The following is a 22,934-nucleotide window of genomic DNA, read 5'->3' as shown; positions in this document are numbered from 1 at the left end:
TCGAACTGTCGGCGGAAACCGCCACCACGCAGCCCGGCACGGGTACGATGGCGCGGTGGGCAAAATCCTCGCCGCAAATATCGGGGGCCGGTCGCCCGAATCCAACCGGCCCAAAACCTCAGCCCACAAATATGTCGGTCGGCGCCAGGATCGTTCCGGCACCAAGATTTGCGATCAATGCCACCGCGATCTTGCCCGACCCATCGGCGTCATAGTAGAGATTGCCTGAGGTCACGGCGTAGATGAGGTGCTGGTCTGGCGTCAGGGCCACATTGCCAAAGACCAGTTCCGGCGCGTCGATCGCGGATGTGGCATGGTCCGCGAACGCGGCGAAGGCCGATTTCCTGAGGATGATCTGATCCTCGCCAGTGACGAAATCCCTGATGCGGTCGGCGTTCGTTGTGCCGGCCGGCGCACTTAGCACGAACTGGTCGGCGCCCTCGCCGCCGGTCAGGGTGTCGCGGCCAAGCCCGCCCTCCAGCACGTCGCGGCCGGCGCCTCCGCGCAGCACGTCGTTGCCCGCCATGCCGAACAGCAGATTGTCCTGTGCATTGCCGGTCAGGACGTTGTTCATCCCATTCCCGGTGCCGCTGACGGCGTCGCCGGAGAGGGTGAGGCGTTCGACATTATCGGGCAGCGCGAAATCGACGCGGGCGGAAACCAGATCGTCGCCTTCACCGGACAGTTCGATGACAATATCGTAGGTATCTTCGACGATATAGACATCGTCGCCCGCCCCGCCCGTCATGGTGTCCGCGCCCGCTCGGCCGTCGAGCCGGTCGTCGCCACCGTTGCCGTAAAGGAAATTGGCGAGGCCATTGCCGATCAGCTTGTCGTCCGCCGCATTGCCGATGGCCGTGATCGCTCCGCCTGTGAGAATCAGCATCTCGACATGGTCGGGCGCGGTGTAATCGACGCTGGCATAGACGCGATCGGACCCGCCGTTGCCCGTTTCGACGACCTGATCGTCTGCATTGTCCACGAAATAGCTGTCGTCGCCGCCGCCGCCGGTCATCACGTCCGCGCCGTCGCGCCCGTCCAGCCGATCGTCGCCTCCCAGCCCGAACAACAGATTGTCCCGCAGATTGCCGATGATGGCATTGTCGAGATCGTTGCCGGTTCCCGAGCGCGCCGGGCCGATCAGCGCCAGCTTCTCGACGTTGGGGCCAAGGATGTAGTCGATCGACGAGACGACGGTGTCATAGCCTTCGCCGGCCAGTTCAACGACCGCGTTGTTGGCGGCGTTCACCATCCAGCGGTCGTCGCCCTCATGACCCGACCCGAAGATGATATCGCGCGTCGCCTCCACACTGCCGCCGACATCGTCGTAGATGGTGTAGGTGAGGTGCAGGACTGTGTCCGCCCAACTCCCGTCATTGTTGCGGAAATCCTGGCCGGGGATTATGAAATTGTCGTTCTGATCGGTGCCATAGGAATTGCCGAACTGATCCTTGACCCCAAGCACGTACATATGCGCGCCATTGGGATCGACGAAGCCCGTGATCAGCGCATCCTGCGTCACGACGACCGACGGGCCGCCCCGCACGCCGCGTACCGGCGCAAGCTGCGCGTCCGACGGCAGATAGGGGTTGAGGTAGGTCGGAGGCGCTATGATGTGATTATAGCGGACGACACCATCCGGCGTGGCTCGGTAGTAGGTGATCTGTTCGATGTCATAATAGGTGTCGATCCCCTCCGGCGTAACGACGGTGGTGATCCGGCCCTCGGTCGTTATCTCAATTTCATCCGGTCGAAACGCCCGAACGCCGAGATACTGGGCATATTGGACCGTGTCGTATCCGCGTCCGCCATAGAAGATATTGTCCGAGGGCGTCGGGAAAATGAAATAATCATTTCCATCACCGCCGTAGAAAATATCATTGCCGTCATAGGCGATTTGCATGGGGGTAGTCAGCGTTACGAACGAGGCATCCACAAAATCATTACCAGCGCCCCCCACGAAGACATCGCTTCCCATCGAGCTTATAAGAAAGTTGTCGGCCTTGTTCCCTTGGATAAAATTATCCAACGCGTTGCCTTGGGCATAGGTACTTCGGCTGTTTGGAAGGAGGATCAAATTTTCGATGAAATCGGGGAGGACGACGAAATCCATCGCATAGATGGTATCGACGCCGCCGTTGGCGCTTTCGGCCCCTGCGCTTGCCTCGGCCGCTGTGTAGTATGTCGAGGCACCCGCTGGCGAATAAGCCTTGGCCGAAATGAGGCTCGGCGTCACCACGCCGGCGGATGACGCGATGTCATACCGCAGGACGAGCGCGCCGACATAGCCATTTTCATAGGTGACGGTGAACGAACCATCCGCGTTCGCGACCACGCTGCCATGGTCGATGGTCAGGTTGCGCGCGGTCAGGCGACCGCCGTTCGGGTCGGAATATCCTTCCAGCAGTTCGGCCTGGGTCAGATGCTGCGTGCTGCCCGCCGCCGCAGCCAGGAGCCGGTAGGTTGGGCCGGTTATTTGCGCCGCATCGATCGGCGCGATCGCACTGACGAAACCCGCCCGCGTCTGGCCGGCGAATTCGTCGACGATGTCGTAGGAGATGGAGACGGCCCCGGAATAGTCGGGGTCATAGGTGACCGTGAACGTGCCGTCGGAATTTGAGGTGACCTGGCCATGATCGATGGTGACATTGCGCGCGGTCATCCGATCGCCTTCGGCGTCGGTATAGCCCTTCAGCAATTGGTTCTGGGTCAGGGTGAAGCTCGACCCGACCGGCTTGATGGGGAGCTGGTACGTCCTGCCGCTGGCGACGGGCGCCGCGTTGCCCAATGCCACGCCGTTGAACACCAGCCGCTCGACGTTCATCAGTGTCGTCACCCCGTCGGCGTCCGAAACGAACGTCTTGCCCGCATCCTGGGTGATCGTATAATTCGTGACGTCGGAAACGAACGTCACGATGTCGAAGCCGTCTCCGCCGTCGATCATGTCCTGCCCGCCGCCGCTGACGATCAGGTCGTTCCCGCCCATTCCATAAATCACATTGTCGGCTTCATTGCCCGTGATGACATTGGCGGCATCATTGCCGGTTGCGTTCAAGCCACCGGCAAGGAGGGTCAAATTCTCAAAATTCGCGCTCAGGGCATAGTTCGCCACGGCGGCGTGAACGGTGTCGATCCCGCCCCCTTGATCCTCGACAAGGACATCGCCGCTGCTATCGACATAATATTGGTCGTTCCCCGCGCCGCCGACCAGCCGGTCGTTGCCACCCTTGCCGTCCAGGACGTTATTGCCCGCCGTTCCCGTAATGACATTGTCCAGCTCGTTGCCGGTGCCGTTCAGATCGCCGCCGGTCAGCGTGAGTTCCTCAATGCCGACGCCAAGGATGAAGCTGGCGCTGGCCGCGACCCTGTCATATCCGCCGCCATGATCGTCCGAGCCCGGCAGGTCAGCCTCGCTCACGACGTCGCCAGACGAATCGACGTAATAAAGGTCGTCGCCGGACCCGCCATTCATGACATCGTCGCCAATGCCGCCGTCCAGGACATCGTCGCCGGCTCCGCCGATCAGCGTGTCGTCGCCGCCCTCTCCGCTGATCTGGTCGTTACCCGCGCCGCCATCGAGTATGTCGTTGCCCGGCTTGATGTCGAAATAATCATGATACCAATCGCCGCTGGTATCCCCGATCAGAATGTCGTTGCCGTCGCCGCCCTTGACATCGTCGCTGCCGTCCCCGCCCCGCACCAGATCGTCGTCGTCGCCGGCATCGATGATGTCGTCGCCGCGGTCGCCGAAGAGCTGGTCGTTTCCGGCACCGCCCGTCAGCGTGTCGCTGCCTCCGACAAGGACGAAATTGTCGGTATAGAAATCACCGCTCACATCGCCGTGGATAATGTCGTCGCCATCGCCGCCGTCGATCTCGTCCGCGCCCTCTCCGCCGCGCGCCATGTCGGCGCCAGTCCCGCCCGTCAGCGTGTCGTCACCGCCGTCACCAAAAAGTCGGTCGTCGCCCGCCCCGCCATCCAGTGTGTCGTCGCCAGGGGTGCGATATCCGCCGTCCTCGGTGTCGCCGATCAGGAGATCGTTGCCCTCGCCCCCCTGGACCCAGTCACCGTCGCCGCCCGCGCGAACCGTATCGTCGCCGTCGCCAGCATCAATGATGTCGTGGCCGTACCCACCAAAGACGATGTCCGTGCCTAGACCTGCCGTAATCTTGTCATCGCCGTCGCTGCCGTCGATGTAGTCGTCGCCCGCCCCGCCTGTCAGCGTATCGTTGCCGCCTTCACCGAAAAGCTGATCATCGCCCGCGCCACCATCAAGGGTGTCGTCACCCGAGGGGAAATAGTCGTAATAATCCGGATCGAGATCACCATAGAGGACGTCGTTGCCGTCTCCGCCCTGCACATTGTCGTCGTGGCGACCAGCGCGGACATTGTCGTCGCCGGCGCCTGCCAGGATCGTATCCGCGCCAAAGCCGCCGACAATCGTGTCGTTGCCGATCCCGGAGTCGACGTAATCGTCGCCATCGCCGCCGACGATCGTGTCGTTACCGTTCCCGGAATAGATGTGATCGTCGCCATCGCCGCCAAAAAGGATGTCGTTGCCCGCGCCGGTCGTGATCCTGTCGGCGCCATCGCCGCCCGAAGCGAAATTGTCATCGTCACCGCCAGTGATGATATCGTCGCCGCCGCCGCCGTCGAGCCCGTTGACGCCGCCGTTTCCGGTCAGCGTGTCGTTGCCGTCGCCGCCTGTCAGGACGTCGCTGCCGCTTCCGCCGATCAGCGTGTCGTCACCCGCGCCGCCATCCAGATTGTTGGTTCCCGCTCCACCATCGGCATAATCATTGCCGTCCCGGCCCAGGAAGCTGTCATCATAAATGCCGCCGTAGAATCGGTCGTTACCCGCCCCCGCATCGATGACCCCCTGGAAGCCATAGGCGTAGACCGTGTCGTTGCCCCCACCCAGCAGGAAGCCGCCGCTGTTCACCGCGCCATTGGCGTTGGCCATGGTGATCGTCAACGTCAGCGGATTATTCCCGTGCGCCAATATATAGTTGGCGTAATAAAGTCCGTTGCCGTTGATGGTCATCGTCTCGACGCCATTGACGGCGCGCCAGCTCAGGAAATCGCCAGCGATCAGGATGAAATTATTGGGGTCGAATTCGGGCTGCGACTGGAAGGTCGCCTGATAAACGGTCGGTTTGGGGCCGACGAAATTGGGATCGTAGAGCGCGGCACCAGGGAGGGGAGGTGGGGTAACGTTCTCAAGAAATACGTTGCCGTCTTCGTCGAACTGGAACCCGAACGTCGCCAAGCTGAATGTCATTTCTGCCCCCAACAAGTGGCGACGCGGCAGAAATCTTCCTGCCCGTACCACCCTTACCGCGTGATTCGAACGCGACTTATAAATGGGGCTTTGGAAACTACAAATGATCCTTGGATCAGTGACCTGGATCTAGGGGATTAGTATTTGAACCTATCGATGGCGGATGCACAGCTTGTCGGCGGGATCAGATAAATATGACAAGTATTATTTTAGAACAAAAAAACATATTGGTTCTGTCGCCCACAGGGCGGATAAATCCCTAAAAAATCCTCACCAACGTCCGAGAGTGCTCCATTCCGAAAATCGATATGGATTATTAACATAGGTTTTTATTTCATCCCAAGGGGCCCGGGGCGTATTATGACTTTATCCCATGCTGCTGGCCGGAAATCCTTCCACAACCAGCCAATAGGCAATGACGATAGGTGGAGTTGCGGTCAAATTCAGGGCGGCGGCGCCATATTTCATGCAGCGCATAGTCCGGATCGACTTCTGGATCGCTGCCGTGCCAGTGGACATCCGAAAGCAAATTCGATCGGATGTAGCAAGAAACCGCAGTAAGGCGGGCATTATCGCGAACTAGGATGTAACTTCACGATCTTGGATGTCAGCTCTTTCACGGCTGAAGTACGGGTTCGATTCCCGTAGGGGCCGCCATATTCCTGGATATCGCGGCGGTTGCCGGGAGGCTGCGAGGGCTTTAGGAGCAGGCGTGATGCGGTTTCTGCTTCTGCTGTTCCTTGCGCTTTTGGCCGCGCCGGTCGCCGCTGTTCCCGCCAACCGGCCGACGCCGGGCTATACGAGAGTCGCGATCGAGACCTCGCTCGGCACGATCACCGTCGCGGTCGATCGCAAGCGCGCGCCGCGGACGTCGGCCAATTTCCTGACCTATGTCGATGACGGGCGGTTCGACGGCGTCACCTTCTACCGTGCAGCGCGGCGCAAGAGCGATCCACGCTTTGGCCTGATTCAGGGCGGGATCGATACCGATGCGCGCCGGTCGTTGCCGCCGATCCCGCATGAGCCGACGAGCCGGACGGGCATAATGCACCTCGACGCGACCCTGTCGATGGCGCGGCCGAACCGGCCCAATTCGGCGATGGGCAATTTCTTCATCACCATCGGCGCGACCCCCAATATGGACGCGCGGGGCGACTATATCGGCTATGCCGCCTTCGGTCATGTCGTCTCTGGGATGGATGTGGTGCGCCGGATATTGGCGGCGCAGACCTGCTGCGGGTCGGGACCGATGCGGGGGCAGATGATCGTCAAGCCCGTCCTGATCCTGCGGGCGCGGCGGTTGGACGGGACGCCGACCCCCTCTCGCGGAGTCAAGCCGTGGCTGATCCGCGTTCGGAAATGAGCGATGATTTGTACAGCGAGTTGGACAGCTGTCAGGCGAAGTTCGCCTGCCCGTTCAGCCAGGCGCGCCCGCCTTCGCGCGGTGGCCGCGCCTGCACCTTCTTCCAGGCTTTTTCGTGGAAATAAAAGGCGATAGCGTTGATCACCGGGTCGATGAGGGCGATGCCACCGGCCAGGGCGACCGATCCGGTCAGCACATAGGCGACAGTGAAGCCGACGGTCAGGTGGATGACGAGATAGGTGGCGGTCTTGATCAGGTCGAGCGACATGGGTAACTCCTTTCGCATGCAATTAATAATCATTCGCAACATAGACCAACCGCTTTTTCCGCTGGCTCTGATCGCCCGCGCCGATCAGGATAGACCGGAAGGAGAGACGCATGGCGGGACGGATCAGGGTGGGCATCGGCGGTTGGGTCTATGAGCCCTGGCGCGGCGTCTTCTATCCAGCGGGGCTGCGACAGAAGGACGAGCTGGCCTATGTCGGCCAGCATCTGACCGCGACCGAGATCAACGCCACCTATTATAGCAGCCAGAAGCCGGCGACCTTCGCGGGTTGGGCGGCGCAAGTGCCCGACGGATTCCAGTTCGCGGTCAAGGCGTCGCGCTTTTGCACCAACCGGAAAGTGCTGGCCGAAGCGGGCGAGTCCGTCGCAAAGTTCGTGAATCAGGGGATCGCCGAACTGGGCGACCGATTGGGACCGATCCTGTGGCAGTTCATGCCGACCAAGCGGTTCGATCCCGACGATTTCGGCGCATTCCTGAAGCTGCTGCCTGCCAGCGTCGACGGCGTGCCTCTGCGTCACGCGATCGAGGTGCGGCACGAGAGCTTCGACGATCCCGCCTTCCTGGCGCAGGCGCAGGCGGCGGGGGCGGCGGTGGTGCTGGCCGATCATGAGGAATATCCGGCCATCCACGGCCATGATGTCGGCTTTTCCTACAGCCGGCTGATGCGCGCGCAGGCGGAGGAGCCTGCCGGCTACCCCGTCGAGGCGATCGCGCAATGGGCCGACCGGGCAAAGGCGCAGGCAGAAAAGGGCGACGTCTTCACCTTCTTCATCAGCGGCGCCAAGGACCGCAATCCGGCGGCCGCGCGGGCGATGATTGTGGCTTTGCAGTAACAGCTCTGTTGCATTTGCTGCAATCGACATGCCGCGCTTTGCGATTGTTGCGTAGGCATGACGGGCGTAAGGGCGCGTCACCCCGCAGATGCGGGGCAGTTGCACTAATGATGGAGTTGACTATGCGTCAGGCTTTTCAGGGCGCTGTGCTGGCCGTTGCGGTCGGCGTGCAGATGCTGACCTTCTATTCGGTGATCTATGCCTGATCGGGGATTGCCCGCGATCTTGACCCCGACAACCGGGGATAAGGAAAGGCCGCTCCCGGTATGAACCGGAGCGGCCTTTTCATTTATAGTCGATTTGATGATTACCACGCGCTGACTTGAAGCGCGATCAGCCCTCGGCCAGCCAGCCGGCGAGCAGATAAGCGACGACGCCGATCGGCCCCAGCGCGCAGAGCGTCAGCAGCACCAGAGCGACGCGGATCAGTGTGACATCCATGCCGGTGCGGTTGGACAGGCCGGCGCATACGCCCATGATCTTGCCGGCGCGACGGTCGAGGGTGAAGCTGTTGTTCATGACGATGGACTTTCTATCGGGTGGAAAGGGTTTTGGCTCAGGCGATCGTGCCGGCCGGGACGGCGGCGGTGACGAACAGACCGGCGGAAATGATCGCGCCCAGAAAGGCGAAAGCGGCATAATGGATCTTCACGATGGACATGGCGGCTACTCCCTGATGATGTCGGCCGGATGACCCAGCCTGGTTGACCATCAATTTGCAGAGAGCGTGCCAAGTTTCGGAAGTCGCGGAAATGCAGGGGTTTGGGCATGAAGGGCTTTGATGTCGTTCCGCAATATTTCCGCATATTGGTGATTTTTGCCGCGGATTGGGGAATCGGCCATGCCTTGTGATCTGCTGTTCGTCTATGGCACGTTGAGGCGCGGTTGCATGAATCCGATGGCGATACAGCTGGCGGCGAGGGCGGCATATCTAGGGCCGGCGAGGGTCAGCGGCAGCCTTTACCGGATTGCCGATTATCCGGGATTCGTGCCGGGCCGAGCAGGGCGGGTCGTGGGCGACCTCCTCCGGCTGGTCGATGCAGAAGCCACGCTTGCCTGGCTCGACGCCTATGAGGAGGTCACGCCCGATTTCCCTGCCCCGCACGAATATCGGCGCGAGATGCTAGTGGTAGAGGCCGCCGGTGGTCCGGTGCCGGCATGGATCTATGTCTATGCGCGCGATCCCGCCGGCCTGCCATCGGTTGCCGGGGGCGATTTCCTTTTGGACGGCTGAGCGTCAGGACGCCATGGATTTGGGCGGGTTGCGGAGGGCGACCATGTCCACCGCGCTGGCGAATTCCACGCCCATCCGGTCGTCCTTCGACCAGCGCGAGGTTGCGTTGACCAGCTGGTTTTCCGCGATCTCGATCGCGAACAAGGTGCCGGGCGGCACATTCCAAAGCCCTTCGACCAGCGCGCCGGTGGGGGAGATGTTGCGGATGCGCCCGGCATAGACATGGCCGTCATGATGAATGGCGACGGTCCGCAGCATCGTCTTGCGCTCCGGCCGGCTCGACTTGAAGCCATTGGCCGACGCGGTGGTGCCGATCGTGCGGTGGCGGACCATCACATCCTCGAACGGCATCGGCCGGCCGTAAATATAGCCCTGGATATGGCTGCACCCCAATTGCCGGATCAGGGCCAGCTCGTCCTGCGTTTCCGCGCCCTCGGCGGTCGTGTCCATGCCCAGCGCCTCGGCCAGGCTGACGATCGCCTTGATGATGGCGCTGTTGCGACTGCCCTTGATCGAGGCGCCGCGCACGAAGCTCTGGTCGATCTTGATCTTGTCGAACGGCGCTTTCTTGAGATAGCCGAGCGAGGAATAGCCGGTGCCGAAATCGTCGAGAGCCAGCCGCACCCCGATCGCCTTCAGCCGCGCGAACATCGAATCGGTGCCGTCATCGTCGTTCAGGAAGACGCTTTCGGTAATCTCCAGCTCCAGCCGTTCGGGCGCGAGCTGTGCGGTGGCCAGCGCGCTCATGACGGTGGAGGGGAAGCCTGGATTGGCGAACTGCGTCGGCGACACGTTGACGGCCACGCGCACTTCCGCAGGCCATTTCGCCGCGTCCATGCAGGCGGTCCGCATTACCCAGTCACCGATCTGGGCGATCAGCCCGGTATCCTCGGCGATCGGGATGAACAGCGCAGGAGAGATCGGCCCGCGCGTCGGATGCTTCCAGCGCAGCAGCGCCTCGTAGCCCGTCACCGTCTCGGTCTTGGACGACACCACCGGCTGATAGACGAGGTGCAGCCCGTCGGCCGCGAGCGCGCGGCGCAGATCCTCCTCCAACTGGCGGCGATCCTCCGCATCGGCGTGCATTTCCGACGAGTAAAAGCGATGGACGCCGCGCCCGTCACCCTTGGCGGCGTAGAGCGCCAGGTCGGCGTTGCGGATCAGCGCGTCGGCCGTGACGCCATCCTGCGGACAGGCGGAAATGCCGATCGACACGCCGATGACAACCGCCGTCCCCTCGATCGTGTAGGGCTGCGACACGGCGCTGATGATCGCCTGCGCCAGATGGGCGAGCATCGTCTGATCCTGCCGGCCGGGCAGCAAAATCTTGAATTCGTCGCCGCCCTGCCGCCCGACGAGGCCGCGTTCGCCGACCACGCGCTGCAAGCGCTGGCTGACCTGACGGAGCAGCGCGTCGCCGGCGGGATGGCCGAGCGTGTCGTTGACGCTCTTGAACCGGTCGAGGTCGAGCATCATCAGCGTGCATTCGCCGGGCTTGCCGTGACGATCGGCCACCGCCTGCTCCAGCGACCGCAGCATCTGGATGCGATTGGCGAGGCCGGTCAGCGAATCGAACTGGGCGAGGCGGGTCACCTCCGCCTGGCTGCGCCGCATTTCGGTAAGGTCAGTGCCCGATCCGCGGAAACCGTGGAACTGCCCATATTCGTTGAATACCGGTTGGCCCGAGATCGACCACCAGCGTTCTTCCTTCGCCATGGCGGCGCAGACGGCGATGTCCGAAAAGCCGGTGCGGGCGGACAGATGGAAGCCGAGCGTGCGCTCGCCATCGCCCTGTTTCCTGTCGCCGGGCTTGACGATGTCGGTGATGAGCCGGCCGATCAGCGCGTCGGCCTTCAGGTTCAGCGACTGGGCCAGCGTATCGGAAATATAGGTGAGGCAGCCTTGCCGGTCGGTCTCCCAGAACCAGCCGCGCCCGGTGCGCTCATGTTCCTGGAGCAGCCGGTCGGACCGCTGCGCGCGCAGATCCTGCTGGTGGCGGGCGATCGCCTGGTCGCGGTCGGCGGTCGCCTGCCGCAGCGTCGCAAGCAGCATCACGAGCACGCAACTGGTCATCATCCCGACCTGCGCCAGCCCCGTCTTTTCCGCCACCGACACCATGAGCGCGCCAAGGAAATAGCTGACGCCGAGCAGGCGGCGGTCGCCGAAGATGCTGACCGCCAGCAGGGCCACCGCGAGTTCGGGTACGGCGGCGAGGAACAGCGAGTCGGTGGCCGCGCGCGGCTGGGTGCCGAGCCAAAGGCTGAAGAACAGCGCCGAGAGGAACACCATCGGCAGCATCAGCCAGTTCTGGATATGGGGCATGCGCCGCTGAAACAGCGGCTGGCGCGGCAGGAAGGTGAGCGCCAGGTCGAGCACGACCATCGCGGCCAGCATCCCGCCAGCGTCCCTGCCACCGCCCGTCAACGACAGGCCGAGCAGCAGGATCATGCTGAGCTTGGCGATCAGGATCAGAGGCCAGAGCCGGGCGATATGGAGAAATGCGCCCGAAATCCAGGAAGCCGACACTTCGGTCCCGCTTTCCGCCAGGCCGAGCGCGACCATCAGGGTCATGGAGCGGGGCTGAACATCGGAAAGACTGGCGCGCAATGACATGCGTGATAACTAGCGCACAGTCCTTGCCAACATCTTACTGCCGCTCCGAAACGGCCGCGAAGAAGAGCCCAAATATCAGACGCGCATCGGCATGAGCACGTAGAGGGCGGGACTGTCGTCCTTCTCGCGGATCAGCGTCGGCGCGGCGGCATCGGCGAGATGGAGTTCGACCGTGTCGCTGTCGATCTGCCCCAATATATCGAGCAGATAGCGGGCGTTGAAGCCGATGTCGAAACCTTCGCCCTGGAACGCGCCGGGCACTTCCTCCGCCGCCGTGCCGTTTTCGGGGCTGGTGACCGACAAAGTGATGCGGTCCTTGTCGAGGCTCATCTTGACCGCGCGGGTCTTCTCGGTGGCGATGGTGGCGACGCGGTCGACGCCATCCTCGAAGCTGCGCGGGTCGATCTTGAGCAGCTTGTCGTTCGCGGTCGGGATGACGCGGCTGTAATCGGGGAAGGTGCCATCGATCAGCTTGCTGGTGAGGATCGCGCTGCCGAGGCCAAAGCGGATCTTGCTGGCCGACAGGCTGATTTCGACCGATCCGTCGACCTCGTCCAGCAGCTTGCGCAGTTCGCCGATGCATTTGCGCGGCACGATGATGCCGGGCATCCCCTCCGCACCATCGGGGCGGGGGACGGTGACGCGGGCGAGGCGGTGGCCGTCGGTCGCGGCGGCCTTGAGCACCGGCTCGGCTTCCTCCGACACATGGAAATAGATGCCATTGAGATAATAGCGCGTTTCCTCGGTCGAAATGGCGAAGCGCGTCTTGTCGATGATCTGCTTCAGCGTTTCGGCGGGCAACTCGAAGCGGGTGGGCAGGTCGCCCTCCGCGATCACCGGGAAGTCGTCGCGCGGCAGGGTGGAAAGGTTGAAGCGCGCGCGGCCCGCCTGGATCAGCATCTTGCCCTCGGCCGCGTGGATCGAGACCTGGCTCCCCTCGGGCAGCTTGCGGGCGATGTCGAAGAGGGTGTGGGCGGAGATGGTGGTCGCGCCGGCCTGCTCCACCTGCGCCGATACGCTTTCGACGACCTGAAGGTCGAGATCGGTCGCCATCAGCTTGATCGCGCCGTCGGCCGACGCCTCGATCAGTACGTTGGACAGGATGGGAATGGTGTTCCGCCGCTCGACCACCGACTGGACGTGGCTCAGGCTCTTGAGGAGCGTTGCGCGTTCGATGGTGGCCTTCATATCCCTGGTCTGTCCGTTTCTTTTCTGCATGTGCTGCGGGGCTCGGTCGAATCCCGCCGACAAATATGGATGCTTCTTCATAACCGCTGTTGCGGTCCCTGCAAGCGGGGCTTCGGCTTTTGGACGGGGAGGGTTGCAAAAGCGTTTCGCTTCCGCTTTGCCTTGGCGATGCGCTGTTTCCACGCCGTTTTGCTGGTCATCCTGTCGGGTGCGGCGCCCGCCGCCGCGCGCGATTCCCTCGGCATGTTCGACAGTTGGGGGGCGTTTCGCGATCCGGGCGGGGCCAAGGGGCCGCGCTGCTACGCCATCGCCCAGCCGATGGTGCGACGGGGGCAGAGCCCGCGCGGCTTCGCATCCGTCGGCACCTGGCCCCGCGTGCGGGTGCGGGGGCAGCTCCACATCCGCCTGAGCCGCGCGCGGGTGGCCGATGCGCCGGTACTGCTCAAGGTGGGCGAGCGGCGCTTTACCTTGGTCGCGGGCCAGGTGGACGCCTGGGCCGCCGACGCGCGCATGGATGCGCAGATCGTCGCGGCGATGCGCGCAGCGAACGGCATGAGCGTGGCGAGCGTTGGCGCGAACGGCCGGGGCTTCGCCGACAGCTACGCGCTGCGCGGCGCGGCGACTGCGATCGACGCGGCGGCGCTGGGGTGCGCGCGGCTGCGGTAGAGCAAGACGGCTTTAAAAATGCCGGAAAATCGACTATGTGCGCGGCCATGCAGACAGCCGCCAGCCCGCTCATGCCGATTCCCGGCCCCATCGACCCTGTGCCCGTGCCGCGCGCCGTGACGCCGCGCGAGGATGGGCGCGTCGATATGATGGGCCTATCGCGGACCCAGATCAAATCCGTGCTGGAAGAGGCGGGGCTGGACGCGAAGGCGGCGAAGCTGCGATCCAAGCAGCTGTTCCACTGGCTCTATCATCGCGGCGTCACCGATTTCGAGGCGATGACCGACCTTGCCAAGCCGATGCGCGGATGGATGGCGGAGCGGTTCGTCGTCGGCCGCCCGCAGGTGGTCGAAGCGCAGGTGTCGAGCGACGGCACGCGCAAATGGCTGCTCCGATCCGACGACGGGCAGGATTATGAGATGGTGTTCATCCCCGACGCGGACCGGGGCACGCTGTGCGTTTCCAGCCAGGTCGGTTGCACGCTCAATTGCAGCTTCTGCCACACCGGCACGATGCGCCTCGTCCGCAACCTGACGCCGGGCGAGATCGTGGGGCAGGTGATGCTGGCGCGCGACGCGCTGGGCGAATGGCCGCGTGGCAATATGGCGAGCGCCAATGACGACGAGAGCGACGATGCGTCCCATTACACCTCCGACGGGCGGATGCTGACCAACATCGTGATGATGGGCATGGGCGAGCCGCTTTATAATTTCGACCATGTGCGCGATGCGCTGAAGGTCGTGATGGACGGCGATGGCCTTGCCCTGTCGAAGCGGCGGATCACGCTTTCGACCTCGGGCGTCATCCCGATGATGGCGCGCGCGGGCGAGGAGATCGGCGTCAATCTTGCCGTCTCGCTCCATGGCGTGACCAAGGATGTGCGCGACGAGCTGGTGCCGTTGAACAAGAAGTTCGGGATTGAGGAACTGCTCGCCGCCTGCGCCGCCTATCCGGGCGCGAACAATGCACGGCGCATCACTTTTGAATATGTGATGATCAAGGACAAGAATGACAGCGACGCCGATGCGCGCGAACTGGTGCGACTGCTGCGCCACTATAAGCTGCCCGCGAAAGTGAACCTCATCCCCTTCAATCCCTGGCCGGGCACCGATTATGAATGTTCCAGCCCCGATCGGATCAGGCGCTTTTCCGACATCGTGTTCGAGGGCGGGATCAGCGCGCCAGTCCGCACCCCGCGCGGGCGCGACATCATGGCGGCGTGCGGGCAATTGAAGTCCGCCAGCGAGAAGAAGAGCAAGGCGGAGATGCGGCGGCTGGCCGAGGAGAAGCAGGCGGCGCTCGGCTGAGTGTCGGATCGGGTTCATCCTCCCCTGGGAGGGGAGGTGGCAATCCGAAGGATTGACGGAGGGGTGTTGCCCTATCGATAGGCTGACACCCCTCCGTCACGCGCTTCGCGCGCGACACCTCCCCTTCCAGGGGAGGATGAACGAGGGGGAATTCGATGACCGATGCCGAGATGGGCGACCTTGCGGACGCGTTCATCGCCTGCACTTTGCCCAAGGAGCAGTGGACGCATGGCGCGCATTTCGCGACGGCGCTCTGGCTGATCCTGCGCCGGCCGGACATTGCGCCGGAGCGCGACATGCCGGGGCTCATCCGCCGCTATAATGAAAGCGTCGGCGGGGTGAACAGCGACGTGAGCGGCTATCATGAAACGATCACGCAGGCGTCGCTGCGGATGGCGCGGCATGTGCTGGCGGCGCAGCCCGAAGGGGTGACGCCCTCGGCCGCCTTCGCCGCTCTGCTTGCCTCGCCGCTGGGGGACAAGGACTGGCCGTTTATCTACTGGTCACGCGAGCGGCTGATGAGCCCGGCGGCGCGGCGAGATTGGACGGAGCCGGACATCAAACCCCTGCCGGCATGAAAAAGGGCGGCCCGTTCGCGGACCGCCCTTTCCCTTGATCCTGATCGAGAGGGATCAGAAGCGGATGCCGAGGCCGCCGACAATCTGGTGACGCTCGACGTCGGCTTCATAGTTGGAATAGCGATATTCGCCCTTCACGAAGAGCTGGCCGCCGAGCTTATATTCCAGGCCCGCGCCCACGCGCACGCCATCGCCATTGTCGCCGCCGAAGCCTTCGGTCTTGATGCGGGCGTTGGTGTAGCCGGCCTTGACATAGGCCAGCGCCACCGGGCTGATCAGGAAGCCGGCGCGCGCGCCGACATAGAGGTCGCGGGCCGCATCGACATCGACGCCGCCGACATCGACGTTGGCGGTCGAATCCGACACTTCGCCCTCGATACCGAACACCGCGCCGCCCGACTGGAAGTCATAGCCAAGGCCAATGCCGTAGAGCAGGCCGTCCGGGTTGCCGAGGCCGCTGCCGTTGGTGTCGAGCTTGTCATAGCCGACCAGCACTTCGGCGCGCGGACCAGTGAAGGTCGCGTCATCCTGCGCGAAGGCGGGGGTGGCAATGGCGGCAGCAGCAATCGCTGCGAAAATCACAGTCTTCATAAAGTCCTCAATTTTATTGTTTGTGACCCATATCCGGCGAAGCCGGAAGCCACAAAGATATGATGCCCTATAGCAAAGACGACTCTGGCTATATGCTCCTGCTACGACCTTCCTCTATTGAGGTAGATCGTCACGGCCTGCATCGCTGCCGTGCGAGGGGGCATGTAGGTTTCGATTATCGTCCTGCAAAGAGCCAAGAGTTATTGAAGCAGCACATTTGCCCGACCGTGTTGCAATTCTGATACAGCAGCGCAACAAGCGGGCGAAGCGGTTTGCTCAGCCAATGCGCGTCGGTTCGGCCGGCGTCGGCTCCGATGGAAGCGCGGCCTTGGGCTCGCGGTCGCTGCCGTTTCCATCGATCGCAGGCGCGATGCGATGCGCGAATGCGGGAGAAGACAGAAAGCATATGACTGAAGAGGCCATTAAGATCGTCAGATTATTCATGATAAAACCTATCCATCCTGATGCGTCGAAGCATGTTCCGAATGACAGGCGACCTGTTATTGTTGACGTCTGAGCGACGTGCAAAACTTATGTTATATTCTGTTGGCTTCGTTAGTGTGTTCGACTGGTTGTTCCCTTGCGGGTTCGCCATTGATCGGACGGTTATGACATTTCCATGACCGTTCGATCAACGACACCCACGACGCCGCCAACGACATTGTTCCGTCTGGACCGCCTGGAAAAAAGGCGTAGGATCGCCGCCATGGGCAGCCAGTTGCAGAGCGGGGACCGGATCGTCGAGCGGCATCGCCTTTCGACACGGCTGTGGCATTGGCTGAACGCGCTGCTGCTCTACATCCTGTTCACCAGCGGCCTTGGCATCTTCAACGCGCATCCGCGCCTCTATTGGGGGCAATATGGCGCGAATTTCGACCGGCCCTGGCTGGAGCTGGAGCGGTTCGGCAGCTGGATCACATTGCCGGCGCATTACAGCCTGGCGATGTCGCGTCACTGGCATCTGGCTGCGGCGCCCGTCTTCGCCTTCGCGCTGCTCGCCTATATGGTCTGGAGCCTTGCCAACCGGCATGTCGGCCGCGACCTCGCCTTCCGCCGGGGCGAGCTTGCGCCGGGGCATGTGTGGCAGGACATCAAGGATCATGCGCGGCTGCGCTTTCCCACCGGCGACGCGGCGCTGCGCTATAATGTGCTGCAAAAGGCGAGCTATATCGGCGTGATCTTCGTCGCGCTGCCGCTGGTGATCCTGACCGGCCTCACCATGTCGCCGGGGATGAACGCTGCCTGGCCCTGGCTGGTCGACCTGCTGGGCGGGCGGCAGTCGGCGCGGTCGATCCATTTCATCGCGGCGTTCGCGCTGGTCGCTTTCGTGGCGGTTCACCTGCTGATGGTGGTGCTGGCGGGCCCGATCAATGAAGTGCGCTCGATGATCACAGGCCGCTACCGCGTGCCGGGGCCGCGGCCATGATTGTCGGCCGCCGCGCGCTGCTGCTGGGGGCGGCCGCGACGCTGGCGGGCTGCGATCGTGTGGCGCAGCAGGAGAGCGTTCGGAAAGCACTGTTTTCGGCGGAGAATTTCCACAAATGGGCGCAGCGCAGCCTGATGGCGCGCGACGCGCTGGCGCATGAGTTTCGCCCCGACCAGATTTCGCCGATCTTCCGCGCCAACGGCACGTCCAATCCCAACACGCCGGACTATAAGGCGATCTGGCGGACCGGCTTTGCCGACTGGCGGCTGCGGATCGACGGGCTGGTCGCGCGGCCCCTGGCGCTGTCGCTGGCGCAGCTCCGCAGCCTGCCCCACCGCGAGCAGATAACCCGGCATGATTGCGTCGAGGGGTGGAGCGCGATCGGCAAGTGGCGCGGCGTGCCCCTGAAGTTGCTGCTGGATGCGGCGGGATTACGGGCGGGCGCGCGCTACATCGTCTTTCACTGCGCCGACCATATGGGCGGCGGCGAGCCCTATTATGAGAGTATCGATCTGATCGACGCTTTCCACCCGCAGACCATCCTCGCCTTCGCGCTGAATGACGCGCCGCTGTCGGTCGCCAATGGCGCGCCGCTGCGCCTGCGGGTCGAGCGGCAGCTGGGCTACAAGCAGGCCAAATATCTGATGCGGGTCGAGGCGGTGGACAGCCTCGCCGCGATCGGTCGGGGCAAGGGCGGCTATTGGGAAGACCATGCGGGCTATGATTGGTATGCGGGTATTTGACGCCCGCGTAACGACGTGACAGGAAGCCGCCCATGAAGATTTTCGAACGTGTTTTGCGGCGCTTGGTCACGCGCGGGCAGCTGACCGTGCATTATGCCAATGGCGGCCGATTCACGGTCGGTCGGCCCGATCCGGGCTTCCCCGATCTGGCGCTGCGCCTGCTGGACGGGCGGGTGCCCTTCGACATCATCCGCGACCCGCGCCTGGGCATGGCCGAAGCCTGGATCGACGGTCGTGTGACGATCGAGGGCGGGGGGATCATGGAGTTCGTTTCCATGATCCGCGCCAATAATCCATGGGAAAGCGGCCGCTCGATCGACGCCAAGAGTCGCCTCAGCCGGGGCATCAAGGTCGCGCGGCAGAAATTCTGGCGGCTGAACCACAAGGCGCGATCGAAGGCGAACGTCGCGCATCATTACGATCTGTCGGGCGCGCTCTACGCGCTCTTCCTCGACCGCGACCGCCAATATAGCTGCGCCTATTTCCCCGATGCGGCGAATGACGCGGGGATCAGCCTGGAACAGGCGCAGGAGGACAAGAAGGCGCATATCGCCGCCAAGCTGCATCTGAAACCAGGCATGAAGGTGCTTGACATCGGCTGCGGCTGGGGCGGGATGGCGCTCTATCTCCATCGCACCTGCGGCGTTGATGTGACGGGCATTACCTTGTCGGAAGAGCAGCTCAAGGTGGCACGCCAGCGCGCTGCCGACGCAGGGGTCGCCGACCATGTTCGCTTCGAGCTGATCGACTATCGCGACATGACGGGGCCGTTCGACCGGATCGTGTCGGTCGGCATGTTCGAGCATGTCGGCACCGCCCATTTCCGCACCTTTTTCAACAAGTGCCGCGAGCTGCTGACGCCCGACGGGGTGATGCTGGTTCACACGATCGGGCGGGTGGAAGGGCCGGGCATCACCGACGCCTTCACCCAGAAATATATCTTCCCCGGCGGCTATATCCCCGCGCTTTCGGAAATGATCCAGGGCAGCGAGGGGACGCGGCTCATGGTGACCGATGTCGAGGTGCTGCGCATCCATTATGGCCTCACCATCCGCGAATGGTATAAGCGGACGCTGGCGCACAAGGCGGACATCGTCGCCCTGTATGACGAGCGTTTCTTCCGCCTCTGGACCTTCTACCTCGCCGGCGCGGCGACGGTGTTCGAGCATGGCGGCATGGTGAATTACCAGGTGCAATATGCCCGCGACCGCCGCGCGCTGCCCATCACCCGCGATTATATGGTGGAGGGCGAAGCGGCGCTGCGTGGGCGGTGAGCGGCTGAACCGCGCCTGACAGCGCCATTCCCGGATCGTTCAGTTGGCTTGCGACATTCTCCCCCTTGTCTCGCGCACCGGCGCGAGGGTCTGAGGAGAGAAGAGATGAAGCTGATCTGGAAAGGCGCGGCGGCCCTGGCGCTGGCCGTTGCCGGCCTGGGCGCGGCGAGCGTGCCGGCGCAGGCGCAATATTATGGCGGCAGTGGATATGGCTGGCGTGGCGACCGCTGGGACAACCGTGGATGGGACAACCGCCGACGCTGGGAAGACCGCCGTCGCTGGGAGCGCCGCCACTGGCGGGGCCATCGCGCCCATTATCGAGGCTACCGTGGCTATGACCGTGGCTATTATGGCTACCGCCAGCGCTGCTGGACCGAACGCGCCTACGATCCCTATCGCGGCAACGTTCGTATCCGCGTCTGCCGCTGACCTGCGGCCCGCTTCCGCCCGACCCGCCGGGCGGAGGCGGCCGATTGAGGCCGCTCGATTGAACCGTCGAGCGGCTTGCGGCATTGTGGCGGCATGACCGATCCCATGCCCGTGCTCCACAGCCTGTTTTCGGGCCTCCCCATCCTGCTGCTGCATCTGGCCACCGCCACCATCGTCTGGCTGGCGGCGTTGTCGCTCTATCTGTGGATCACGCCGCACGACGAGTTCACGCTGATCCGCGCCGGCAACGAAGCCGCCGCGATATCGCTGGGCGGCGCAGCGATCGGGCTCGCGGTGCCGCTCGGCTTCTGCCTCGCCGGATCGGTCAATGTCTGGGATGTGGTGATCTGGGGCAGCGTCACGCTGGTCCTGCAACTCATCGCCTTTCGCCTGGTCGATTGGGTGCTGGGATCGCTATCCGCCCGAATCGAAGCGAACGAGCGATCCGCCGCCATCTTCCTCGCCATGGTGAAAGCCGCCATCGCCTGCCTGACCGCCGCGGCGGTGGCGGGATAAAGGGCGTGGCGAATCGCGGCTGCGGCTGCCTGCCGTTCGTGCTGGGCGGCTTATTGCTTCTTGCCTGGTTCGGGCAGGACAGCGTGCCGCCCTTGCAGGTCGAGCAATATGATCCCCGATCGCCCCGGCGGCCGATGCCCGATTGGGGCGAGCAGTTCGTGATCGAGGACGAGCCGGGCGAGCGCGCCGATTCGATGGGCACCGCCTTCGCCGTCGACAGCGACGGCGCGTGGCTGACCGCCGAGCATGTCACCCATGGCTGCACGCGCGTCGGGCTGGAAGATGGGCGCTTCGCCCGGCCGGTGTCGCGAGTGATCGAAAGCCGTGAGGCGGACGCCGCGATCGTGACCGACAGCCTGCGCAGTCCCAGCGCGCTGCCGCTGTCCCGCCGCGTGCCGCAGCCGGGCACGCCGGGCTATCATATGGGCTTTCCGGCAGGCGAACCGACGCTGGTGCGATCCGAGCTGATCGGCGAGGCGAGCGCCCGGCGCGGCCGCACCGAGCTGACCCAGCCGATCCTTGCCTGGGCCGAGCGCGACCGGGTGCCGGCGGGGGAGGGGACGCTGTCCGGCATCAGCGGCGGGCCGACCTTTGCCGAGGACGGCCATGTCGTCGGCGTCAACAGCGCGGCGACCGACCGGCGCGGCCGCATCCTGACCACCGCGCCCGACGCCATGCTGCGCCTGACCGCCGCGTCGCGCGCGGTGGACGAACGACCCGTCGCTTATCCGATCGCCGGGCTCGCCGACGCGCAGGCGCGCTTTTCCGCCTGGCTGGATCAGGGCGTCATCCGCCGCATTTTCTGCGACGTGGACGCGGCGGGCGGCGGTTGACGCGGATGGCTGGCAGGGGCTAGGCGCGGCGCAGCTTTTTCAGGGACATCATCATGAGCGACACGCCCCCCGACCATCTTTCGACCAATCCCAAGAGCCCGCATTTCGACATGGATGTGCTCCAGCGCGGCATCGGCATCCGCTTCAAGGGTCGCGAGCGCAAGGATGTCGAGGAATATTGCATTTCCGAAGGCTGGATCCGCGTCGCCGCCGGCAAGACCCGCGACCGCCACGGCAACCCGCTGACGATCAAGCTGAGCGGCGAGGTCGAGGCTTGGTATGAAACTCCGGCCGAGGGCGAGGCGGACAAGGCGGAAGAGGCCGAATAATCCGCCCGGCGCGCTGCCTTAATTCAGAACCGCGTCCCGCTTCACGTCGGCGATGATGGCGCTCAGGCTGCGGGTCGCAGGCGCGGCGTCGGCATATTCGACGATGAAGGGATCGGCCTCCAGCCGGGGTGGCTTGCGCGAGGCGCGGGGTTCACTGGTCGTGCGGGCCGAGGCCATGACGGGCGCGCGCGGCGTGGAGAGCGTGGTCCGCATCATCGCTGGCATCGCCTTTTCGTCCCAGACATCGCGGTCGATCTTCGCGAAGCGGGTGCTCGCGCCAAGGGCCGGGTCCGGGGTGAAATCGTGGAGTTTCGCCTTGGCGGGGTAGATGAAGCCCCAGGTCGGGTTGGTCCGCGCGCCCATTTGCCCCGTGGGGCTATGCCAGACGCGCACCTGGCTCCAGTCTCCCTCCTCAGAAACGTCGATTGCCAGCACATCCTCCTCGATCGCGCCGGGAACCGACCAGTTGGCGTGGCGGATGAGCACGCGGCGGTCATCGAGGATGCGGCTCACCACCGCGACATGGCCGAGCGTCATCGGGCCATAGGGCTTGAACGCCAGCACCGCGCCCTTCTTCGGCTTGTGCCCGCGCTTATACTGGTCGCCGGCCTGATCCCACCAGGTCAGCGCGTCGCCGCGTATCGCCACGCCCGACACGATGCGGGCATAGGGCACGCATTGCAGCACGCCCGCGCCGAACGCGGGCGCGGCCACCATCCCGGACAGCAGCATGGCCGCCGCCCAGATCGCCTTCCGAATCATCTATGCGATCCCGAACCATCAAGAATCGCCCCACCAAGAGCGACCCTAGACGCCGGATTCTTTGGGAAAGGTTAAATGCTCAGAAAGCGGCGCGCAGGGCGGAAGCGCCGGTCGTGTCGGCCGATGCGATCAGCACCGGAGCGGCTGCGACGGGCTTGGGCGCGGTCGCGTAAATGAAGCCCTTTGCGGGGTTGGAGCGCAGGCCCAAATCCTTGATCGGGCCATACCAGACGCGCACATCGCTCCAGTCGTTGTTCGCCGACACGTCGACCGCGCGCACGTCGCGCTCGATGCCGCCACGATAGGACCAGTTGGCGTGGGTCAGCAGCACTTCGCGCTGGCTGACGACCTTGCTCACCATCGCGACATGGCCGACCGGCATCGAACGGCTGGACGAGAAGGCGAGAACGGCGCCGACGCGGGGTTCATGACCGCGATCATAGCGGCCTTCGGCCTGGCCCCACCAGGTGTTGGCGTTGCCGTGAATGTCGATGCCGGAAACCTGCCGGGCGTAGGGCGCGCACTGGAGCGTGCCGGCCGATGCGGGAGAAATTGCCAATGTCGAGAGCGCAACAAGGACCGTCGCGAAAAACGCGCGAAAAGCAGCAACCATGTGACGTGCGACCCCGACTTATTTGTAGGCTGGAACCCCGATGGCGGTCTTAGGCCAGACGCCGGCGCC

At 63.9% G+C, this 22,934-nt stretch carries 22 protein-coding genes; 14 read left to right on the top strand and 8 right to left on the bottom strand.

Going from position 1 to position 22,934, the window contains the following annotated elements; genetic code table 11:
- Positions 1-118: 118 nt before the first annotated feature.
- Positions 119-5,281, bottom strand: a complete 5,163-nt coding sequence (locus ACETPF_RS15775) for a cadherin-like domain-containing protein (RefSeq protein ID WP_373935504.1) — start codon at positions 5,279-5,281, stop codon at positions 119-121.
- A 715-nt stretch (positions 5,282-5,996) separates the two neighbouring features.
- Between ACETPF_RS15775 and ACETPF_RS15770 the strand changes: the two genes are divergently transcribed.
- Positions 5,997-6,644: a peptidylprolyl isomerase gene (locus ACETPF_RS15770; RefSeq protein WP_373935503.1), complete on the top strand. Its 648-nt coding sequence runs from the start codon at positions 5,997-5,999 to the stop codon at positions 6,642-6,644.
- Positions 6,645-6,675: 31 nt separating this feature from the next.
- Here the strand turns inward: ACETPF_RS15770 and ACETPF_RS15765 are convergent, their stop codons facing one another.
- Entirely contained in the window at positions 6,676-6,912 is a 237-nt protein-coding gene (locus ACETPF_RS15765; protein ID WP_373935502.1) for a DUF2061 domain-containing protein, read from the bottom strand.
- A 110-nt stretch (positions 6,913-7,022) separates the two neighbouring features.
- Here ACETPF_RS15765 and ACETPF_RS15760 point away from each other — a divergent pair, with 110 nt between their 5' ends.
- On the top strand, positions 7,023-7,763 hold the full coding sequence (locus tag ACETPF_RS15760) for a DUF72 domain-containing protein (protein WP_373935501.1): 741 nt from the start codon (positions 7,023-7,025) through the stop codon (positions 7,761-7,763).
- A gap of 333 nt (positions 7,764-8,096) precedes the next feature.
- Here the strand turns inward: ACETPF_RS15760 and ACETPF_RS15755 are convergent, their stop codons facing one another.
- Positions 8,097-8,282, bottom strand: a complete 186-nt coding sequence (locus ACETPF_RS15755; RefSeq protein WP_373935500.1) for a PspC domain-containing protein — start codon at positions 8,280-8,282, stop codon at positions 8,097-8,099.
- Positions 8,283-8,604: 322 nt separating this feature from the next.
- Between ACETPF_RS15755 and ACETPF_RS15750 the strand changes: the two genes are divergently transcribed.
- Complete coding sequence (locus tag ACETPF_RS15750; RefSeq protein WP_373935499.1) at positions 8,605-8,997, top strand: gamma-glutamylcyclotransferase family protein; 393 nt, start codon at positions 8,605-8,607, stop codon at positions 8,995-8,997.
- 3 nt (positions 8,998-9,000) lie between these two features.
- On the opposite strand, the gene ACETPF_RS15745 is transcribed toward ACETPF_RS15750, so the two are convergent.
- Both ACETPF_RS15745 and dnaN read right to left on the bottom strand, forming a co-directional pair.
- Complete coding sequence (locus ACETPF_RS15745; RefSeq protein ID WP_373935498.1) at positions 9,001-11,568, bottom strand: EAL domain-containing protein; 2,568 nt, start codon at positions 11,566-11,568, stop codon at positions 9,001-9,003.
- A gap of 117 nt (positions 11,569-11,685) precedes the next feature.
- A complete protein-coding gene (gene dnaN, locus ACETPF_RS15740; protein ID WP_373935497.1) occupies positions 11,686-12,798 on the bottom strand; it encodes a DNA polymerase III subunit beta in 1,113 nt (370 codons plus the stop codon).
- Between the two features lie 168 nt (positions 12,799-12,966).
- Here dnaN and ACETPF_RS15735 point away from each other — a divergent pair, with 168 nt between their 5' ends.
- The 3 genes from ACETPF_RS15735 to ACETPF_RS15725 all read left to right on the top strand — a co-directional run bounded on the left by ACETPF_RS15735 (position 12,967) and on the right by ACETPF_RS15725 (position 15,349).
- Positions 12,967-13,464, top strand: coding sequence for a hypothetical protein (locus tag ACETPF_RS15735; protein WP_373935496.1), 498 nt, complete (start codon positions 12,967-12,969; stop codon positions 13,462-13,464).
- 47 nt (positions 13,465-13,511) lie between these two features.
- Entirely contained in the window at positions 13,512-14,771 is a 1,260-nt protein-coding gene (gene rlmN / locus ACETPF_RS15730) for a dual-specificity RNA methyltransferase RlmN (protein WP_373935495.1), read from the top strand.
- A 155-nt stretch (positions 14,772-14,926) separates the two neighbouring features.
- Positions 14,927-15,349, top strand: a complete 423-nt coding sequence (locus ACETPF_RS15725) for a hypothetical protein (protein WP_373935494.1) — start codon at positions 14,927-14,929, stop codon at positions 15,347-15,349.
- 54 nt (positions 15,350-15,403) lie between these two features.
- On the opposite strand, the gene ACETPF_RS15720 is transcribed toward ACETPF_RS15725, so the two are convergent.
- Positions 15,404-15,940 carry an outer membrane protein gene (locus tag ACETPF_RS15720; protein ID WP_373935493.1) on the bottom strand — a complete coding sequence of 179 codons (537 nt, stop codon included), beginning with the start codon at positions 15,938-15,940 and terminating at the stop codon, positions 15,404-15,406.
- A 217-nt stretch (positions 15,941-16,157) separates the two neighbouring features.
- Between ACETPF_RS15720 and ACETPF_RS15715 the strand changes: the two genes are divergently transcribed.
- From ACETPF_RS15715 to ACETPF_RS15680, 8 genes are all read left to right on the top strand, one after another.
- Positions 16,158-16,457: a hypothetical protein gene (locus ACETPF_RS15715; protein ID WP_373935492.1), complete on the top strand. Its 300-nt coding sequence runs from the start codon at positions 16,158-16,160 to the stop codon at positions 16,455-16,457.
- Positions 16,458-16,646: 189 nt separating this feature from the next.
- Positions 16,647-17,366: a cytochrome b/b6 domain-containing protein gene (locus ACETPF_RS15710; protein WP_373935600.1), complete on the top strand. Its 720-nt coding sequence runs from the start codon at positions 16,647-16,649 to the stop codon at positions 17,364-17,366.
- Positions 17,363-18,109 carry a molybdopterin-binding protein gene (locus ACETPF_RS15705; RefSeq protein ID WP_373935491.1) on the top strand — a complete coding sequence of 249 codons (747 nt, stop codon included), beginning with the start codon at positions 17,363-17,365 and terminating at the stop codon, positions 18,107-18,109. The genes ACETPF_RS15710 and ACETPF_RS15705 overlap by 4 nt, the downstream gene beginning before the upstream one ends.
- A 32-nt stretch (positions 18,110-18,141) precedes the next feature.
- Positions 18,142-19,383 carry a class I SAM-dependent methyltransferase gene (locus ACETPF_RS15700; protein ID WP_373935490.1) on the top strand — a complete coding sequence of 414 codons (1,242 nt, stop codon included), beginning with the start codon at positions 18,142-18,144 and terminating at the stop codon, positions 19,381-19,383.
- A gap of 105 nt (positions 19,384-19,488) precedes the next feature.
- The gene (locus ACETPF_RS15695) at positions 19,489-19,812 is read left to right on the top strand and encodes a hypothetical protein (RefSeq protein WP_373935489.1); all 324 of its coding nucleotides are present in this window, start codon (positions 19,489-19,491) and stop codon (positions 19,810-19,812) included.
- Positions 19,813-19,905: 93 nt separating this feature from the next.
- Positions 19,906-20,328, top strand: a complete 423-nt coding sequence (locus ACETPF_RS15690; protein WP_373935488.1) for a DUF350 domain-containing protein — start codon at positions 19,906-19,908, stop codon at positions 20,326-20,328.
- 5 nt (positions 20,329-20,333) lie between these two features.
- Positions 20,334-21,161, top strand: a complete 828-nt coding sequence (locus tag ACETPF_RS15685; RefSeq protein WP_373935487.1) for a S1 family peptidase — start codon at positions 20,334-20,336, stop codon at positions 21,159-21,161.
- 53 nt (positions 21,162-21,214) lie between these two features.
- Positions 21,215-21,490: a DUF3297 family protein gene (locus ACETPF_RS15680; RefSeq protein ID WP_373935486.1), complete on the top strand. Its 276-nt coding sequence runs from the start codon at positions 21,215-21,217 to the stop codon at positions 21,488-21,490.
- An 18-nt stretch (positions 21,491-21,508) separates the two neighbouring features.
- On the opposite strand, the gene ACETPF_RS15675 is transcribed toward ACETPF_RS15680, so the two are convergent.
- Together ACETPF_RS15675 and ACETPF_RS15670 are read right to left on the bottom strand one after the other, a co-directional pair.
- Positions 21,509-22,252: a CHAP domain-containing protein gene (locus ACETPF_RS15675; protein ID WP_373935485.1), complete on the bottom strand. Its 744-nt coding sequence runs from the start codon at positions 22,250-22,252 to the stop codon at positions 21,509-21,511.
- A gap of 79 nt (positions 22,253-22,331) precedes the next feature.
- Positions 22,332-22,865, bottom strand: coding sequence for a CHAP domain-containing protein (locus ACETPF_RS15670; RefSeq protein ID WP_373935484.1), 534 nt, complete (start codon positions 22,863-22,865; stop codon positions 22,332-22,334).
- Between the last annotated feature and the right edge of the window lie 69 nt (positions 22,866-22,934).

Source organism: Sphingobium agrisoli (assembly GCF_041877245.1).
GTDB lineage: Bacteria > Pseudomonadota > Alphaproteobacteria > Sphingomonadales > Sphingomonadaceae > Sphingobium.
Note: the sequence above shows the minus strand (reverse complement) of the source record. Positions and strands in the feature narration are given on the sequence as shown.